20 protein-coding genes and 1 tRNA gene are annotated in these 17,005 nt (G+C 34.2%); 17 read left to right on the forward strand and 4 right to left on the reverse strand.

The features are described from left to right. The first annotated feature begins 57 nt into the window (after positions 1-57). Positions 58-183: a hypothetical protein gene (locus JYK00_RS09815; protein WP_266097027.1), complete on the forward strand. Its 126-nt coding sequence runs from the start codon at positions 58-60 to the stop codon at positions 181-183. A 30-nt stretch (positions 184-213) separates the two neighbouring features. Here the strand turns inward: JYK00_RS09815 and JYK00_RS04335 are convergent. Next, positions 214-290 (reverse strand) — tRNA-Pro (locus JYK00_RS04335). Between the two features lie 526 nt (positions 291-816). Here JYK00_RS04335 and JYK00_RS04340 point away from each other — a divergent pair. From JYK00_RS04340 to JYK00_RS04370, 7 genes are read left to right on the forward strand one after another with little or no spacing between them, the layout of a single operon-like run. Further along, positions 817-2,943, forward strand: a complete 2,127-nt coding sequence (locus JYK00_RS04340; RefSeq protein WP_207567460.1) for a RelA/SpoT family protein — start codon at positions 817-819, stop codon at positions 2,941-2,943. Continuing rightward, positions 2,940-3,389, forward strand: a complete 450-nt coding sequence (dtd, locus tag JYK00_RS04345) for a D-aminoacyl-tRNA deacylase (RefSeq protein ID WP_207567461.1) — start codon at positions 2,940-2,942, stop codon at positions 3,387-3,389. The genes JYK00_RS04340 and dtd overlap by 4 nt, the downstream gene beginning before the upstream one ends. Next, positions 3,389-4,186 (forward strand): epoxyqueuosine reductase QueH, encoded by a 798-nt coding sequence (locus tag JYK00_RS04350; protein WP_207567462.1) that lies wholly within the window; start codon positions 3,389-3,391, stop codon positions 4,184-4,186. Before dtd ends, JYK00_RS04350 begins: the two co-directional genes overlap by 1 nt. 4 nt (positions 4,187-4,190) lie before the next feature. Beyond that, positions 4,191-4,592, forward strand: coding sequence for an ATP-binding protein (locus JYK00_RS04355; protein ID WP_207567463.1), 402 nt, complete (start codon positions 4,191-4,193; stop codon positions 4,590-4,592). Positions 4,593-4,606: 14 nt separating this feature from the next. Continuing rightward, positions 4,607-4,960 carry a divergent PAP2 family protein gene (locus JYK00_RS04360; protein WP_228288209.1) on the forward strand — a complete coding sequence of 118 codons (354 nt, stop codon included), beginning with the start codon at positions 4,607-4,609 and terminating at the stop codon, positions 4,958-4,960. 12 nt (positions 4,961-4,972) lie between these two features. Beyond that, positions 4,973-5,506: a transglycosylase SLT domain-containing protein gene (locus tag JYK00_RS04365; RefSeq protein ID WP_207567464.1), complete on the forward strand. Its 534-nt coding sequence runs from the start codon at positions 4,973-4,975 to the stop codon at positions 5,504-5,506. A 13-nt stretch (positions 5,507-5,519) separates the two neighbouring features. Then, entirely contained in the window at positions 5,520-6,293 is a 774-nt protein-coding gene (locus JYK00_RS04370; protein WP_207567465.1) for an ABC transporter ATP-binding protein, read from the forward strand. On the opposite strand, the gene JYK00_RS04375 is transcribed toward JYK00_RS04370, so the two are convergent. Next, positions 6,290-7,276, reverse strand: a complete 987-nt coding sequence (locus JYK00_RS04375; RefSeq protein WP_207567466.1) for a polysaccharide pyruvyl transferase family protein — start codon at positions 7,274-7,276, stop codon at positions 6,290-6,292. The genes JYK00_RS04370 and JYK00_RS04375 overlap by 4 nt on opposite strands. 63 nt (positions 7,277-7,339) lie before the next feature. On the opposite strand from JYK00_RS04375, the gene JYK00_RS04380 reads away from it, so the two are divergent. From JYK00_RS04380 to JYK00_RS04420, 9 genes are all read left to right on the forward strand, one after another. Next, positions 7,340-8,074 (forward strand): MBL fold metallo-hydrolase, encoded by a 735-nt coding sequence (locus JYK00_RS04380; protein WP_207567467.1) that lies wholly within the window; start codon positions 7,340-7,342, stop codon positions 8,072-8,074. 161 nt (positions 8,075-8,235) lie between these two features. Then, on the forward strand, positions 8,236-9,108 hold the full coding sequence (locus JYK00_RS04385) for a methylenetetrahydrofolate reductase (protein ID WP_207567468.1): 873 nt from the start codon (positions 8,236-8,238) through the stop codon (positions 9,106-9,108). Positions 9,109-9,179: 71 nt separating this feature from the next. Continuing rightward, on the forward strand, positions 9,180-9,962 hold the full coding sequence (panB, locus tag JYK00_RS04390; protein WP_207567469.1) for a 3-methyl-2-oxobutanoate hydroxymethyltransferase: 783 nt from the start codon (positions 9,180-9,182) through the stop codon (positions 9,960-9,962). A gap of 16 nt (positions 9,963-9,978) precedes the next feature. Continuing rightward, on the forward strand, positions 9,979-11,133 hold the full coding sequence (gene coaBC, locus JYK00_RS04395; protein WP_207567470.1) for a bifunctional phosphopantothenoylcysteine decarboxylase/phosphopantothenate--cysteine ligase CoaBC: 1,155 nt from the start codon (positions 9,979-9,981) through the stop codon (positions 11,131-11,133). 10 nt (positions 11,134-11,143) lie between these two features. After that, positions 11,144-12,082: a hypothetical protein gene (locus JYK00_RS04400; protein WP_207567471.1), complete on the forward strand. Its 939-nt coding sequence runs from the start codon at positions 11,144-11,146 to the stop codon at positions 12,080-12,082. A gap of 26 nt (positions 12,083-12,108) precedes the next feature. Next, positions 12,109-12,714: a CBS domain-containing protein gene (locus tag JYK00_RS04405; RefSeq protein ID WP_207567472.1), complete on the forward strand. Its 606-nt coding sequence runs from the start codon at positions 12,109-12,111 to the stop codon at positions 12,712-12,714. A gap of 14 nt (positions 12,715-12,728) precedes the next feature. Then, positions 12,729-13,415, forward strand: coding sequence for a segregation and condensation protein A (locus JYK00_RS04410; protein WP_207567473.1), 687 nt, complete (start codon positions 12,729-12,731; stop codon positions 13,413-13,415). Further along, positions 13,387-13,929: an SMC-Scp complex subunit ScpB gene (scpB, locus tag JYK00_RS04415; protein WP_207567474.1), complete on the forward strand. Its 543-nt coding sequence runs from the start codon at positions 13,387-13,389 to the stop codon at positions 13,927-13,929. Before JYK00_RS04410 ends, scpB begins: the two co-directional genes overlap by 29 nt. Continuing rightward, complete coding sequence (locus JYK00_RS04420) at positions 13,877-14,911, forward strand: AAA family ATPase (RefSeq protein WP_207567475.1); 1,035 nt, start codon at positions 13,877-13,879, stop codon at positions 14,909-14,911. The genes scpB and JYK00_RS04420 overlap by 53 nt, the downstream gene beginning before the upstream one ends. 7 nt (positions 14,912-14,918) lie before the next feature. On the opposite strand, the gene fliY is transcribed toward JYK00_RS04420, so the two are convergent. Together fliY and fliM are read right to left on the reverse strand one after the other, a co-directional pair. Next, the gene (fliY, locus tag JYK00_RS04425; protein ID WP_207567476.1) at positions 14,919-16,010 is read right to left on the reverse strand and encodes a flagellar motor switch phosphatase FliY; all 1,092 of its coding nucleotides are present in this window, start codon (positions 16,008-16,010) and stop codon (positions 14,919-14,921) included. A gap of 1 nt (position 16,011) precedes the next feature. Beyond that, entirely contained in the window at positions 16,012-17,001 is a 990-nt protein-coding gene (gene fliM, locus JYK00_RS04430; protein ID WP_207567477.1) for a flagellar motor switch protein FliM, read from the reverse strand. Between the last annotated feature and the right edge of the window lie 4 nt (positions 17,002-17,005).

Raw genomic sequence — 17,005 nt, forward strand, 5'->3', positions numbered from 1 at the left:
CATTGAAATTATATCCTAATTGAAAATTCTGTCAAGTCTTTAAAAGATGGTTTCAAAATGGAAGGAAATATGTTGACAGAAAAAGTTAATAAGGAATCATTTGCATTTTTGAAGGTAAGTGATCAAATAAACAAAATGGCAGGATTAAACCTGCCATTTATCGTATATTATCCTGTTTTATAAATAATATTCTGGAATAGTGGTTTACAAGAATGGTCTGGGCGGTGGGACTTGAACCCACGACCTCCAGATCCCGATTCTGGCGTTCTAGCCAACTGAACTACGCCCAGAGAGCACAAAATATTTTATCATATTGAAAGTGTGAAATCAAGGATTTGTAGAAGAGATTGGCGAGAGTTGGCGAGTGTTGGCAAGATTAGCGAGGATTAGTAAAATAAGATCCCTCGTCATTACATTCCTCGGGATGACATCCCCCTCACATTCGTTCGGGATGACAATAAAGGAAAAGATCCTTCGTTGCTATGCTCCTCAGGATGACAAAAAACAGCGTGGTTGGATTTCACCTGTGTCATTCCGAACCCGAAGGGTGAGGAATCTTATGATTAGCGAGGTTGGCGAGAGTTAGTAAAAAAGATCCTTTGTCGTTGTGCTCCTCAGGATGACATCTCCCTCACATTCGCCTGGAATGACAGGAAAAGATGTTGTCATTAAACGTTGGATTGTCGATTTTATTGTTTTTCATTCTTTCTTTTCAAAAGTTCCTCATACTTTGTGAGAATTTTAGCAGAATTTAAGGTTTAAAAATTTTGTGGTAAAATAATAAACAAAATTATTTTATTTTTAGGAAGTGGAAATATGATTATTACAGAGCAGTATATAGATGAATTGGAAAAGATTTCAGCGAAGAGTTTTTCTGAAAAAGAAAGAGTTTTATTAAAAAAGGCTTTAAATCTTGCAGAGTATGCCCATGAGGGGTTTTATCGTAAATCTGGAGAGCCTTTTATAACTCATCCTATGGAAGTTACAAAAATACTTGCTACTTTAAAGCTCGATGTAATATCTTTGATAGCGGGTCTGCTTCATGATTCTGTAGAAGATAGCGAAGGAAAAGTAACTTTTGATGTGATACGTAAGGAATTTGGCGATACAGTTGCCATGATTGTTGATGGTGTAACAAAAGTAAGCAAGATCAATGCCCCTGTAGGATTTTCTGATCAAAAAAAGAAGAGTGAAACTATTCAAAAGATGCTATTTGCCATGGCAGAAGATGTTAGGGTTATATTTGTAAAACTTGCTGATAGATTGCATAATATGAGAACTCTTGGATTCGTTGAAGACGAAGAGAAAAGGAAATATAAGGCTTTAGAAACGCTGGAAGTGTACGCCCCTATAGCACATAAATTAGGAATTCACATTATAAAGTGGGAATTAGAAGACCTTTCTTTTAAAGTTTTACATCCAAAAGAATATTATGAGATTAAAGAGTTAGTTTCTGAAAAAAAGAAAGAAAGAGAAGAACGTACTAAAGAATATGTAAATCAGTTAAAACTCGCATTAAAAGAACACAATATTATTGCTGAAGTAGAAGGTCGTTATAAACATTACTACAGTATCTGGAGAAAAATGGTGGAAAGAAAAAAAAGATTCGATGAAATTTACGACTTAATTGGAATTAGGGCTATTGTCAGGGATATAAGTTCGTGTTATACAGCAGTAGGTGTGGTTCACAATATGTGGGTACCACTTCCTGGAAGGTTTAAAGATTATATTGCAGCGCCAAAATCTAATGGTTACAAATCCATTCATACCACAGTGGTAACACAATATGGAGAACCGTTAGAGGTGCAGATTCGCGATCACGAAATGCATAGAGAAGCTGAATATGGTCTAATTGCTCACTGGATTTATAAAGAAAAAAGTATTGACGTTAAACAAAAGTGGCTTTTGCAGCTTCTTGATTGGAGAAGGGAACTGGTTTACGGGAGTACGAGTCTTAGTGATTTAAAAAAAGAGTTGCAGCTTGAGGAAGTCTTTGTATTAACACCCAAAGGTGAAATTATTCATATGCCGGTTGGTTCTACAGTGATAGATTTTGCCTATGCGATTCACACGGAAGTAGGGCATCATTATGCAGGCGCAAAAGTCAATGGGAAGATAGTTTCAATAGATTATAAACTGAAAAACGGTGATGTTGTTGAAATATTAGTAAACAAAACCAGTAAAGGTCCGAGCCTGGATTGGTTGAAATATGCAAAGAGCTCAAGAACAAAGGCTAAAATAAGACGATTTTTTAGAGAAAAGGAAAAAGAGAGATTGGTAGAAGAAGGGAAAGACGTTATAAGAAGAATAGCTAAAAGGTTGGGGATTTCAATAGAAGCGTTATTGGAAAATGAGAAACTTTTAAAATTTATGGAATCGCATAACCTGACCCGTGAAGAGTTTTTTATAAGAATAGGAGAAGGTATTTTTACTTTTAATGACCTTTTAAGTCTAATAGAGAAAAAGGAAGAGCAAAGGAAAAGAATATCGAGCAGAAAAAGAAAGAAGCAGCGAAATCCTGTTGCAATAGATGGTGTGAAGACTATAGATGTTCATGTTGCGAAATGTTGTATGCCTGTGCCCGGTGATGAAATAGTTGGTGTTGCGAGCAGGCGGGGAATTACGATTCACAGGCTAGGATGTAAAAATATCAGAAACATTACCGAGGATAGAGTTTTTAAGGCTGATTGGGTTTCAGGAGAATCAGGATATTTTAGCACTACAATAGAAGTTGAAGTGGATAAGAATGAAAGACTTCCTGAACTTATGTCAATATTTATTTCAAAGGGTATATCTGTAAACAGCGTTAAAGTGTTTGAGCTTGAGAAATGGGATACAGTATACGTACGTTTTACAATTATGGTAAAATCTTTAAATGAACTTACCAGTTTGATTAGAGAAATAGAAAAAAAGGCAGGGGTTGTGAAGGTGAGAAGAACATGAGAGCTGTTATCCAGAGAGTTAAGAAGGCTTCTGTAGAAATCGATGGAAAGGTAGTTGGAAGTATCAATAAAGGATTGGTTGTACTTTTAGGTGTAGGAAAAGATGACACAGATTCTGATATGAATTACCTTGCTGAAAAAATAGTTAATTTACGTATTTTTGATGATTCTGAAGGCAAAATGAATCTTTCTCTAAAAGACGTTGGAGGAGAAATGTTAATAGTTTCACAGTTTACGTTGTACGGAGATTGTAGGCGTGGTAGAAGACCATCTTATTCAAACTCGGCGCCTCCAGATTATGCTAAGAAGATGTATGAAATGTTTATCGATAAGATCAGGAAAATGGGATTAAAAGTTGAAACAGGGGTATTTGGTGAATATATGCAAGTTTCTCTTATAAACGATGGCCCGGTAACATTATTACTTGATTCTAAGAAGGTGTTTTAATGCTTTTGCACGTTTGTTGTGCGCCAGATCTTGTGCCTGCTTTTTTTCGTTTAAAAGCAAGTAACAGTTTAAAAGATGTTAAGTTATTTTTTTATAATCCAAATATTCATCCAGAAAACGAATATGTAAAAAGATATAAAGAGGTGGAAAAATTAGCAACTCAATGGAATTTAGAAATTGTTGAAAGTGATTATGAACCTGATGTTTTTTTTGACTGGGTTAGAGGTTATGAACATCTTGGAGAGAACAGCAGGCGATGTGAACTTTGTATATATTATAGACTTGTGAAAACCGCAGAGGTGGCTCAAAAAATATCTGAAGAATCTTTTGCCACGACTCTTACAGCGTCTCCTCGAAAGGTGTTGGAAAAAATAAATAAAATTGGTAAAATAGTAGAAGAGAAACAGGGGACAAAATATATATCGACGACTTTTAGAAAAGGCAGAGAATATAATTTGGCCTTAAGTTATGTTCGTGAAAATCATATTTACAGGCAGAAATATTGTGGATGTAGTTATTCATTAAATGAGGCCATTAAATTAAAAGAAACTTCTCAAAATAGGCGAAGAGAAAAGTTGAAAAATTATGGAATCAATGGAATTGAATTAGATCCAGAGGAGTTTTATTTAGATGAAAAGTTTTACATGGAATTTTTAGAGAAATATTCTGAGATTATAGCCTTAATTCGCCCACGAGTGGTAATTGTAGATAGTAAATTAAGCAGAAAGTTAAATCTGAAGAAGGGCTGGAATAAGTTTAGTAAATTTAAAACAAAAGTCGTAATAAAAGAAAGGTGAAGGTATGGAAACTATAACTCTGTCATTTGTTGGAAAAAGTGAGAATATAAGAATCGCACGGAGTGTTATTCATAATTTTTTGAGTTTTAAGGGAATTAGTGAGCAAGATGTTTTTGACACAGAACTTGCAGTTAACGAAGCAATAGCCAATATAATTGAACATACTTACAAATTTGAGCCGAACTATATAGTTATGACTTGTAGATGGGAAGTTTCAGGTGTGTTTGAGGTTCTTCTCAGAGATTTTGGTCCTAAAGTTGATCCTACAAAAGTTAGATCAAGGAATCTTGAAGATGTGCGACCAGGAGGATTGGGAGTTTATATTATAAAAAAGATTTTTGATGTTATGGAATTTCGCGAAGTTGATAAAGGCAATCTTTTATATTTGAGAAAAAGTTTTAAATAAGAGAGGTGTAGCTTTTGTTAGCATTGCTGAAAAATATGCCCTTGATTGCTGCTGCTCTGGCATTCTTTTTTGCTCAAATGATAAAAGTTGTTATATACAGGGATTTGAGAGTTTTTGGAAGATATGGTGGAATGCCGAGTGCTCATGTAGCAACAGTTTCAGCGCTTGCGTGGGCTACGGGAAGAGTTACAGGTTTTGATTCTCCTATTACAGCTGTAGCAGGAATTCTTTTATCTGTTGTGGCAGCTGATGCTGTTGGTTTGAGAAGAAAAGTGGATCCAAATAGTGGCCATACATTGATGGAGGCTGTTGTTGGATTTGCTCTGGGAATGCTTGTAGCTTATTTGTTACCTGTTAAATCAAATTGAGGAGGTTTTACAATGCGCTATTTGACGTTGTTGTTAGTAATAGTTATGGTTACGGTAAATTTCGCATTACCTGGTCAATGGTTTAGAGACATGGTAAAAGAATATAGAAGTGCTCACGGTCTTGAGACAGATGAAGATATGTTATACAAAATTGAAGAAGCTGTACTTGAGGCTTCAAAGAATACAGGTTTAGATCCCTTATTGATAATATCAGTAATAGTTGTTGAAAGTGAATTTAGAAATGTTATAGGTTTGTACGGAGAGCTTGGAATGATGCAGATAAAACCCCAAACAGCTGCTTTTGTTGCTAAAAAGTATGGAATAAAGGAACCAGAAGAGGGTTGGATAAGAATCATGTGGGATTTTAAGTTGAACATAAAAATAGGAACTTATTATTTAAAATATTTGTACGAAAAATATGGAAGTATTACAAAAGCTGTTGAGAATTATAATGGAGGGATTTATAAAGAGATTTATGCAAAAAGAATTCTTGAAAAATACAGCAGTATGTTGAAGTTGGCTTCTACTTTCGAAACAGGTGGATAAGGGAGTATGAATAATGAGCTTGTCATCAGTTGTTTTAAAAACAAAAAATTTGAATTTTTCATATGGGACATTTTCAGTAAAAAATATTAATATTTCTGTTAAAAAGGGAAGTTTTGTGGGAATAATCGGTCCTAATGGAGCGGGAAAATCCACAATTTTAAAGCTTATTTCAAGGATATTAAAATGTGACGATGGAACAATAGAAGTTTTTGGAAATGATATCAGCCATATATCACGTAGAAAGTTAGCAAGTTACATTTCTTTTGTAAGGCAGGAATTTTCTCCAGCTTTTGAATTTAAAGTCAGGGAAATAGTAGAGATGGGAGGACTTCATAGAAAAAGAAGTTTTTTTTCAGGCTATGAAAATAAGAATAAACTGGAAGAAGCTCTTGGGCTTGTGGAATTGTCAGATTTCAAAGAGCGGTATTTTTCGACTCTTAGCGGTGGGGAGCAAAGAAGAGTTTTAATTGCCAGAGCACTATATCAAGGGTCGCCTATAATTATAGTCGATGAGCTTACTGCCCATCTTGATATATCTCAAGCGATTCACATAGCAGAAATATTAAAAAAACTTACAGATTCTGGAAAAAGTGTTCTTGCAGCTTTTCATAATATCAATATTGCTGCAAAGTATTGTGATTACATCTATGGGTTAAAGGATGGCAAACTTTGTTTAGAGGGTGTCCCGCATAAGGTTATCACTTCAGAGAATTTTAAATTGCTCTATAATTCTAAGGTAGAAGTTATTTATCATCCGAAAAATAACTATCCAGTGGTTCTTTATTAAACCAGGTTATGTAAAAGCTCGCCGAACTTTGTATACATTCCTTCGCAGGCTTCTAAAAGGCTCCCTTTTAAGGAAAATGATTCATTTAGAACGAGTTCTATTTTTTTCGCAGCATCTAAAATATCAAAAGCAAATCCAGGATAAACAGGCAAATATGGTGTAATGAATCTTCTAAATTTCTCATCCTTCACAGAAATAAATGGAATATCAAAATATGCCGCGGTTAGTGAACCATGAAACCTTTCACTGATTATAACTGAGGCTTTTGTAATTTTTTCTATAGCTTCTTCGGGCTTTGAGAAAGACATATTTAGTCCTTTTATGGAAAAATTGGCCAGCCTTTTCGCAAGAATTTCATCTTCCGGAGCAAATGGTAAGAATATTATATTTTTAAATCCCAGGTGTTTTAAATTAAGAAGAACGGGAATATAGCTTCTAAATTTTCTGGGAATGATAACAGCCGTATCAGTTCTTTTTGAAGGAGTAATATCTAACTTTGATAAAAATCTTATGGCTGGATCTGTTGCTAAAAAGGTATGTGAATTATGCTGTGAAGCATATTTAGAAGAAACTGGATCCCTGGCAAAAATATAAAGTTTTTTTTGTTTTAAGAGTCTTTTTAATAGTAACATACTGAGTTTTTTTCTCACAGGTCCAAAACTGTTTCCAAAAAATATTACTGGTTTCCTCATTAGAAGTGAAAACTCAAAAATGCTATAGTAGTAAAAAAAGCTTTTAAAACTGGTCTTATCCTGGAGCACACCTCCACCGCCGCAGATTATAGCGTCAGCTTTCAAAATATTTTCGAAAAGTTTTAATATATTAAAACGATTGAATTGCTTTTGATTCAATATTTTTTCTTTAGGTACTGGTATATTCACATTAAAACCCTGAGATAACAAAAAATCTTTTATTGTACTTACCATCATTTCGTCTCCGAGATTACCAAAGCCATAATATCCTATTAAGAGTAAATTCTTCAAGGATTTGTCACCCCTTCTGGAGAAATATTACAATGTAAAGTATAACACATTGGGGGAAAAGATATGATAAGAAATATTTCTGAACATGTGTATGTTATTGAAAATGAAATAGCTTCAAACAGCACGCTGGTTATAGGAAAATCTGGATGTATTTTAATAGATACTACTCTTTTTCCTGAAAAGGCAAAAAAAATAAAAGATTTTGCAAAAGAGATTAGTGGGAAAAGGATAGAGTTAGTTATAAACACACATTATCATCCTGATCACACATTTGGGAATCATGTTTTTGAGTGTCCTATAGTTGCGCACAAATTAACAAAAGAAGCTATGGAAAAGATGGATGATTCTTATCTGGAAAATATTGGAATGAAAAATTTTGAGGTAAAATTCCCGGACGTTGTGTTTGAAGAAGACTGGACATATGAAGATGGAATAAAGATTTACATATATCATGGTCCTGGCCATACACCGGATTCTTCTTACGTTTTTATTCCATCGGAAAATGTAGTTGTTGCAGGAGATACCATTGTTTCTGGAATTCATGCTGAGATAGTGTTTGATAGCAATATAGACTTGTGGTTGAAAACACTGGAAAAAATTCCAAAAGCTAAGTATATAGTACCTGGTCACGGGTTGATTGCTAAAGATGATGAAGTGATAAAAATGAAAGAGTATATATTAAAGCTCAGACAGCTTATTCGTGGAGAGTTGCTACCTTCCTCCCTGGAAAATGATCAAAATTTCAGCATGAGAACACATCCAGAACTTCTGGAGTGGGGATTAGAAAACTTTTTTTAAATTTTCAATGAAATATACCATCAATAAATGTTATAATAAAAACAGGTGAAAAGTATTTTTATTTTGACGAATAGGATTGGAGAAATGGATTAAATAATGAAAAATTCAGGGAAGTACTTGTAGAAAGATGTTATAGATTTTTGTGGATTGTGAGCGAGAAGATGAAAGAAAAGTTTGAAAAACATAAACTTCTTATTTTAGAAACCATACCACCTCGATCAGTCACTGTAAAAAAATATATCAGATTTTGTGAGATGGCAATTAATAGAGGAGTAGATGTTATAGCTATAACAGATCTTCCTATGGGGAAAGTGAAAATCTCTCCAATTGCTCCAGCCCATGTTTTATGTGAAAATAATATTGATATTTTAATGCATTTTACACGAACTACAAGGAATATTATAAGAATCGAAGGAGACCTCCTTGCCGCTCATATGCTTGGGGTTAATAATATTTTAATACTTTCTGGAGATGACCCCTCTTTTGGTACTTATCCATTTGCGACTCGTGTGGATGACCTCAGCATTTATGAACTATTTAAGCTTGTCAAATTGCTTAATGAGGGGAAAGATCTTGCTGGGAATAGAATATGTGGTAATGCAAATTTTTATTTTGGAGGCGTGTTTAGTCTATATGAAAAAGCTGCGGAAGTTACAATAGAAAGAATGAATAAAAAAATAAAGAATGGCTCTTCCTTTTTTGTATCACAGCCTATCATGGAACCAGAGATATTTTTAAGATTCTGGGATATTGCAAGAAAAACTCTTTTGCCAACCAAACTTGTACTTTCTTTAATAGTTCTTGAAAGTGTTGAGCGAATGATGTATTTTTCGACAGTTCCAGGAATTTTTATCCCTTCTTTTTATAAAAATATAAACGATGATAACATTTTATATGAATTGTCTTTAGAAGCTATTTTTAATACTATAAAGCTTACTTATGAGATAGTGTCAGGATATTACATTACAGCAACAACAAAAAATTTAGATACAATTGAGAAAATTGCGCGATATATTAAGAATTTTTGTTCTTAATTAATATGCTATGGTAAAATGACTTTGAAAGGAAACATAAATTGGTTTGGTAAAGGTATGGAGGGATTATTATGAATGTACCTAAAATAGTTAAAATGAAAGGTAAAGAAAAAATAGTAATGGCTACTGCTTATGATGCACCTACCGCCCGTATTTTACAGGATGCTGGTATTGATATTATACTTGTAGGTGATTCTCTTGGAAATAATGTTTTGGGGTATGATAGTACGATTCCAGTTACAATGGAAGAAATGTTGATACATGTAAAAGCGGTAAGAAGAGGGGCAGATAACGCATTTATAGTAGCGGATATGCCTTTTTTGTCTTATGGTGTTAGCGTAGAAGAAGGAATAAAAAATGCAGGGTTATTTATGAAAGCAGGTGCAAATGCAGTTAAACTGGAAGGTGGGCGTGAATTTTCTGAACTTATAGGGAAATTGATATCCATAGGTATTCCTGTTATGGGGCATCTTGGTTTTACTCCTCAATCTCTAAATGTTGTAGGAGGTTATAAGGTTCGGGGTAAAGCAACAGAAGAAAAAGAAAGATTACTGGAAGATGCATCTATTCTGGAAGAAACTGGTGTATTCAGTATAGTTCTGGAGATGGTAATTGAAAATGTTGCAAAAGAGGTAACGGAAACTATTTCTATTCCAACAATAGGCATTGGCTCAGGTCGTTATTGTGATGGACAGGTTCTAGTTTTTCACGATATTGTTGGATTAAATCCTGATTTTAAACCAAAGTTTGCAAAAAGATATATGAACGCGTATGAGGAAATGCTAAAGGCGGTGTCACAGTTTAAAGATGAAGTAAAAAACAGAACTTTTCCCGCTGAAGAGCACAAATTTTAATCTGGAGGAAGAGAGCATGCATGTTTTGTTGGGAGTTTCAAGTGGCATAGCCATTTATAAAGCGGTGGATCTTGTTAGCAAATTCAGGAAAGAAGGTTATGAAACAAATGTTATTATGACTAAAAATGCAAAAAATTTAATAGCACCGGCTGTTTTTTCAGCGGTTGGGAATTGTAATGTGTATACAGATACTTTTGATGTAGATTCTGGATGGATAACTCATACAGAGCTATCAAGAAAAGCAAGTGTGTTTGTCGTTGCACCTGCAACAGCGAATATAATTGGTAAAATAGCAAATGGAATAGCAGACGATCTTTTATCAACAATAGCAATTGCTGTTCCAGATAAGACTCCTAAGGTTATTGTACCAACCATGAATACAAGAATGTATGAAAACAACATTGTTCAGGAAAATTTAGAAAAGCTTAGAAAGATAGGATGGTATGTAGTAGAGCCGGAGGTAGGTCATTTAGCATGTGGTGAAATAGGAAAAGGAAGGTATCCTGAAAATGAAAAAATATTGGAGGTTGTAAAGTTTTTAACTTCGAAAAAAAAATTGAAAGATAAAAAAGTACTGATTACAGCAGGTCCAACTGTGGAAAGTATAGATCCTGTAAGGTTTATTTCAAATCATTCAAGTGGAAAGATGGGATACGCGATAGCTACTGTTGCTAAGAGGTTGGGAGGAAATGTAACATTGATTTCTGGCCCAACTTCTTTAAAAAAACCGTACCTTGTCGATGAGTTTATAGAGGTTGTTAGTGCAGAAGAGATGTTTAATGAAACGATAATGAGATTCGAGAAAACAGATATTGTTATTATGGTAGCTGCAGTAGCTGATTACAAACCAAAAGAAGTAAGAAAACATAAGATAAAAAAGCAGGGAGATATGGTATTAGAACTTGTTAGAACAAAAGATATTCTCAAAGAAATAGGCAGAAGAAAAAGTCATCAATTAATTGTTGGATTTGCAGCAGAAACAGAAAACATTGTGGAAAATGCTCGAAAAAAACTTGAAGAGAAAAAAGTTGACATGATAATAGCAAATAATGCAACGAAAGTTATGGGAAGTGACAATAGTCATGCTTTTATAATTACTCGTAATCAAGTTGTTGAAGTAGAAGGGAGTAAAGAAGAAGTTGCGGAAAAGATATTTGAGTTTATCTATTAGAGTTAGCATAATGTTTTTTTTGTTTATTTCTTTTTCCGCTTTTTCTGTCTCAGTTGAAAAAGTGATCTACACGGGAACGGCGTATACTTTCCGCAATACAGTATGGGATAATTATTTAGTTTTAACAAGTTCACTTGAAAGAAAAGTTGTTATAGTTGATCTTGAAAGTAGAGAAATTTATAAAGTAAAATCAAATGTGGGAATTTATCCTGTAATTTCATATATTTATAAAGAGTTTCTTATGGTTATTGATGGGGTGGGAAAACAGTTACTTCTTTACAATGTGAAGAATATGAGTCTAATAAAGAATTATGAATTAAAAGCAAAGCCAATATTTAGTGAGAGAGTAGGCAATTATGTTTATATACTCGATATTAAAGGTAATATCTTTGGATTTGATTTTAACTTGAATATTATTTATTCCTATAATTTTATAGACAGTCCCACTTACTTTTATTTTTACAAAGGAAAGCCCATAGGATTAATTTTATGGGACAAAACGAAAGATTTTGAGCTGGATAGAAAGTTTTTCAATTATGACTTAATTACACCTTCTATAGTTGTTAATTCTTATTTGGTTGATACAAGGGGCGGTAAAATCCTGAATCTGGAGGGCGGGAAGATAAACAAGATTTCATCGTATCTCTCTTTTGCAACAATGTGGGATTCCTATTTAGTTGTCGGATCGTTATATACCAGGAAAATATATTTTTTAAAAAGTGATAAAATATATAAAGAAATAGAGTTGAAGTATCAACCTACTTTAGGTTTAGTAAGTGAAAAATACCTGGTTGCTTTATCTGCATCAGACAATAAATTAATGTTGTACGATGGTCAAAAAGTGTTATATTATGATACTGGAAAATATCCAATCTCAGTTTTTAAAATATCCAATGGAATAGTAGTTGTATGTGCTGATTTTGGTGAGGTATGGTTCTACAAATTTTAGTGCTGTAGGAAGAAGGAGGTTGTGTTATGAATGTAAAGAAATGGGTTGTTACACATTTTCCAACTATTAAGAAGGGTGCATCTGTTGGAGATGCTCTTCATACGATGAGAGAGTATGCCTGCGATTATTGTATTGCGTTGGATGAGGAAGAAAAATTCGACGGAGTATTATACAAAAGTAGTATCTGGGAAGCAAATATGGATGAAAAAATAGACGATTATATAACTTTTCCGGATTTTTACGTTGTTGAAGATTCAAATGTAGAAGAAGCCGCATTAATGATGATAGAAAATCGAGATCAAATATTGCCTGTAGTAAACAACAACGCAGAAGTAATAGGAGTTCTTGGAGTCCAGGAGATTTTGGAAGCATTTACAGAACTTTCCGCTATGGATGAGCCCGGGATAAGAATAATTCTTGAACTTGCTGATAGGCCTGGAGAGTTAAAGAGAATAATAGATGTTCTGGCAAATAACCAGGTAAATATACTTTCAATTTTAACTCTTAAAGATGAGAATAGTAAACGTCAAATCTCCATAAAAGTCGATAGTGATGATCCGGAAAGCATCGCGAGCCTTCTGGAGATATACGAAATAAAATATCTTTCTATAATCGAGGAGGAAGGCTTTTAAAGGGGTTTTAAAAATTGGAAGTAATTTTCAGATTTGAAAAATTTGAAGGGCCACTCGATTTGATACTTTTTCTTGTTAAAAAAAAGCAAATTAGTATAAGGGAAATACCTATTTCCCAGCTTGCTGATGAATTTTTAAGCTATATAGAAAGAATGAAACGGATGAATCTGTCCATAGCTTCTGAATTTATTGTTACAGCATCATATTTGATGGAATTAAAATCCAGAAGTTTGTTACCGAGAAGCAATGTCGATCCTGAACTTCAAGCAAAGAAAGAACGATTCTATACTCAGGTGGAGCAATATGCTAAACTTAAAGAGTACGTTGAAAAAGTTAAAAATGTTGATCCATCAACTATTAAAAGGTTCCCGGTAAATGTTCAGGTGATATTTCCTAAAATAAATGAGAAGCGTTTAAAAAAAATCATTTCGAGTGTGGTTCATGAAATAGAAATTAAGAAAAAAGTTTATGAAATAAAACGAGAAGAACTTCTTGTAGAAAATGTGATGGATGAAATTCTTGAAAATTGGCTGGACAATGATATTTATAGTATTTTGAAAGTTTCTCAAAGTAAATATGAACTTATAGTTAGATTTTTAGCGGTATTAGAACTTATTCGTCTGGGGTATGCTTTGCTTGATGAAGAATTTATTTTAAAGCGAGTGGTGAAAAATGGACAAAAAGCTAATAGCAATGGTTGAAGCAATAATATTTGCATCACGTGGGATAGAAATGGAGAAAGTGAGACAGCTAGTAGATTGTGATTTTGACACATTAGACCGTGTAATAAGAATCATTCAAGAGAAGTATAAAGACGAGGCTCACGGGATTGAACTCAAAATAATAGACGGGTTTCTAAGGTTCTATGCAAAAAAAGATTATGCAAAAATATTAAGTAAAGTGGTCAAGAGACGTTCTTTACACAGCCTTACAGAGTCTCAACTGGAAATAGTCTTATTGTTAGCAAGCAATAAGAAGATGACTAAATCAGAATTAGATAATTTTCGTGGGAAGGATTCTTACGCGATTCTAAAACAGTTGTTATCAAATGGTGTTGTTAAAAGGCGAAAAAAGGGGAGAAGTTATATCTATTCTTTAACTGAAACTTTTAGAGATGAAACAATGATAGATGATATTTTATCTGATATCGGAGGTGTTGTTTTTGACAGTTCAGGAAGCAAAGTATCTTTCCAAAAAAATAATGGAGAGCGGTGAAGTACCATTATTGGTTGGACATTTCGGTGTTGGTAAGACTGACATAGCACGTGAAATTGCGGAAGAATCTGGAAGAGAATTAATAATTCTTGTATTATCGCAAATGGAACCAGGAGATTTAATAGGTCTTCCCTCCAGATCTGAAGGAAAAACGATCTTTTTAGCTCCAGATTGGTGGCCTGAAAATGATAATTGCATAATTTTCCTTGATGAAATAAATCGTTCTCATAGGAGCATTAGAAATGCTATTATGCAGCTTCTTATTGACAGACGAATTCATAATCATGTATTGCCGGATGGGGTATGGATAATCGCTTCGATGAATCCTCCAGATGAAGATTACGATCAGGTTGATTTAATAACTGATCCTGCATTTCTCTCGAGGTTTTTTATACTTGAGATATCGCCTCATGTAGATGAGTGGCTTAAGTGGGCGGACAAGTATGATGTTCCTGAAGAAATAAAAGAATTTATAAAAGGAAATCCCGAATTTCTTGCTACATCTTCGCCGGTATCTTTAAAGGCAAATATAAAACCCAGTCCAAGGAGTTGGTTTAAGCTTGGGAAAGTGCTAAAAAACATGAGCGACGAGGAAAAAGAGAAATACGCTTATTTCATAGCATCTGGTATTCTTGGGCCTGAAGTAGCAAAGACATTTTATGATAATACATTTTCCTCTGTTCCAACAGCACGCGAAATATTATTGGCTGGAAAAATTCCTTCTAATAATAACAAAATTCATATAACAAATTCCATGATAATAAGGATTGTTGATTTCTTTTCCTCTATTGACGAAAGCACAGGAAAGGAAATGTTTGCTCAGGTCGATACAATAGCGCATAATTTACTAAAACTTTCGCGACAGGTTCCAAAAGACAGCTTTTTCAGTCTTGTCAGACTGTTGAACGAGCTTTCTAATGAACCAGGGATAAAAGGTGAACTATGTGATAAACTACTTGAAAAAATAAGCTATGATGCTTGATAGATTTTTATTCAAGAGTATAGAATCTTTCCTGTGGACTTACAATTTCAGTAATTCTTACTCCAAAGTTTTCATCGATTACCACGACTTCGCCACGGGCGATTAATTTACCATTTACAATTATGTCTACAGGTTCTCCTGTGAGTTTATCAAGTTCTATTAAGGAACCTATTGAGAGTTCCATTACCTGTTTTAACGTTAATTTTGTTTTTCCAAGTTCTACCACAACGTTTAAAGGAATATCAAGAAGTGCTTGAAGCCTCTCGGGAATTTCTACTCCGGCCTTTGAAGTTCCTTCAGATTCGAAAGTTTGGAATTTAACAGGAGAAACTGAAACAGTTTGTTTTTGCACATTTGAAGTTTTGGCGGCAATAGCTTGTTCAGCAGGTTGTCCTGGAGCCTGGACTTGTTGAGCCTGAGTTTCTTGAGGCTCGCCTGGTTTGAAAATTAAGTCGTACAGTTTTTTAACAAATTTTGGAGGCATGGTCAGGAAAAAATCAGCTGGTGGAAGACCGTCGATTTTCAATGTAAAATTAACTTTTGCTACAATTTCATCATCCTGAGCTACTGGTGGAAATTTGACTTCCGAGGAGTTAAAATCTATTAATTCTACTGTGGGAGGAGTTATATCTATTTTTGCATTTACCATATCAGAAAGAGCAGTAGAAGCTGCTCCCATCATTTGATTCATAGCCTCTGAAACAGCGCTTAATGCTAATTCATTGACTTCAGGAGATTCTATTTCCCCTGTGCCTCCCATCATTATATCGGCGATTTGTGCAACTGCATTCTGGGGGAGTACCAGTGCATTTAATCCCTCAACAACTCCCTGGAAATTTATTGATACTACAGCATTAACGCCGTTTATTTCTTTTTTTAATTCTGAAACTTTTTTTAAATCGACAGTTGGGACTGTTATCTCTACCTTTCTTCCAAGAAGCGTGGAAAGAGCGGTAGCGCCACTTCCCATTATTATATTTCCTATTTCTCCGAACATGTCTTTTTCAATGTCTGTGAGCTCCTGGCTTTCCTGGGAGTCATTTATTTGATTTAACAAAGCATCAAGTTCTTCTTGAGAAAGGAATTCTTCTCCACCCATTTTATATCTCCTCCTCATTGATAACTTCCGTTATTTTTACTGCGTATCTTCCTTTAAAAGTTCCTGGCAATCCTTTAAACTTAGTTTTCCCATTTAGTGTAATCTTGAAAGGTTCGTTTTTATGTGTGTTTAATCTTATTACATCGCCTTTTTCCAGATTCAAAATTTCCCACAAGCTCAATTGTGTTTTTCCAATAACCGCTGATAGTTCTACAATGGTCCTTGCGAGATTTTCACGAAGAGATTTAATATCTTCTTCTGTAGCCAGTGTTTGTTTGGTTTTAAACCAGCTTTGGGTTGTAAGTTTTTCTGCAAAAGGTTCTATAAGTGATGACGGCCAACAAAGATTTATATATCCTTCTATTCTGCCTATGTTTATGAAAAAAGTAATTACCAGAACCATTTCATTTGAGGCAACAATTTGAACAAATTGAGGATTAGTTTCAATAGCCTCTATTACAGGAACAAATGGGTGAACATTTGACCATGCTTGAGAGAGAGTAGTTAATATATTAACGACTTCTTTTCTCATTATAGCTGTTTCCGTGTCTGTTGGAGGTCTGGAAATTTCAGAAACATTTGCACCTGGACCACCAAGAAGAATTTCAAGCATTCCATAAAATATTTCAAGTCCTATATCCATTATAGCACTTCCTGTGAACTCCCTTGCAGAGAATATGACAATATACGAAGGATTTTTTATTGACTTTAAAAATTCATCATAGGTCATTTGATCTATTCCAACAAGATTAACTGCCACAAAACTTCTCAATCTACCGGAAAGGTAGGTGGACAATCCACGAGAAAAGTTTTCGTGGATCATCTGCAATGTTCTTTCCTGTTCTTTTGAAAATTTTCTTGGTCTTAGAAAATCATATGTTCTTATTTTCTTTGCTTCTTCTTCCTTTTTTACTTCTTCTAAACTTACTTCTCCTTCGCTTACCGCTTGAAGCAATCGATCTATTTCTTCCTGACTGAGTACATCAGACAAGGGA

It is taken from the genome of Thermosipho ferrireducens (assembly GCF_017358165.1).
Taxonomy (GTDB): Bacteria; Thermotogota; Thermotogae; order Thermotogales; family Fervidobacteriaceae; genus Thermosipho_B; species Thermosipho_B ferrireducens.

What these genes read in the sequence shown, in the direction of transcription:
- fliY (WP_207567476.1), bottom strand. Translation starts at nt 16,010, where the DNA reads ATGGGTGGAGAAGAATTCCTTTCTCAAGAAGAACTTGATGCTTTGTTA.
- JYK00_RS04380 (WP_207567467.1), top strand. Translation starts at nt 7,340, where the DNA reads ATGATAAGAAATATTTCTGAACATGTGTATGTTATTGAAAATGAAATA.
- scpB (WP_207567474.1), top strand. Translation starts at nt 13,387, where the DNA reads ATGGACAAAAAGCTAATAGCAATGGTTGAAGCAATAATATTTGCATCA.
- coaBC (WP_207567470.1), top strand. Translation starts at nt 9,979, where the DNA reads ATGCATGTTTTGTTGGGAGTTTCAAGTGGCATAGCCATTTATAAAGCG.
- JYK00_RS04405 (WP_207567472.1), top strand. Translation starts at nt 12,109, where the DNA reads ATGAATGTAAAGAAATGGGTTGTTACACATTTTCCAACTATTAAGAAG.
- panB (WP_207567469.1), top strand. Translation starts at nt 9,180, where the DNA reads ATGAATGTACCTAAAATAGTTAAAATGAAAGGTAAAGAAAAAATAGTA.
- JYK00_RS04370 (WP_207567465.1), top strand. Translation starts at nt 5,520, where the DNA reads ATGAGCTTGTCATCAGTTGTTTTAAAAACAAAAAATTTGAATTTTTCA.
- JYK00_RS09815 (WP_266097027.1), top strand. Translation starts at nt 58, where the DNA reads ATGGAAGGAAATATGTTGACAGAAAAAGTTAATAAGGAATCATTTGCA.
- JYK00_RS04400 (WP_207567471.1), top strand. Translation starts at nt 11,144, where the DNA reads ATGTTTTTTTTGTTTATTTCTTTTTCCGCTTTTTCTGTCTCAGTTGAA.
- JYK00_RS04365 (WP_207567464.1), top strand. Translation starts at nt 4,973, where the DNA reads ATGCGCTATTTGACGTTGTTGTTAGTAATAGTTATGGTTACGGTAAAT.
- JYK00_RS04340 (WP_207567460.1), top strand. Translation starts at nt 817, where the DNA reads ATGATTATTACAGAGCAGTATATAGATGAATTGGAAAAGATTTCAGCG.
- JYK00_RS04385 (WP_207567468.1), top strand. Translation starts at nt 8,236, where the DNA reads ATGAAAGAAAAGTTTGAAAAACATAAACTTCTTATTTTAGAAACCATA.
- dtd (WP_207567461.1), top strand. Translation starts at nt 2,940, where the DNA reads ATGAGAGCTGTTATCCAGAGAGTTAAGAAGGCTTCTGTAGAAATCGAT.
- JYK00_RS04355 (WP_207567463.1), top strand. Translation starts at nt 4,191, where the DNA reads ATGGAAACTATAACTCTGTCATTTGTTGGAAAAAGTGAGAATATAAGA.
- JYK00_RS04350 (WP_207567462.1), top strand. Translation starts at nt 3,389, where the DNA reads ATGCTTTTGCACGTTTGTTGTGCGCCAGATCTTGTGCCTGCTTTTTTT.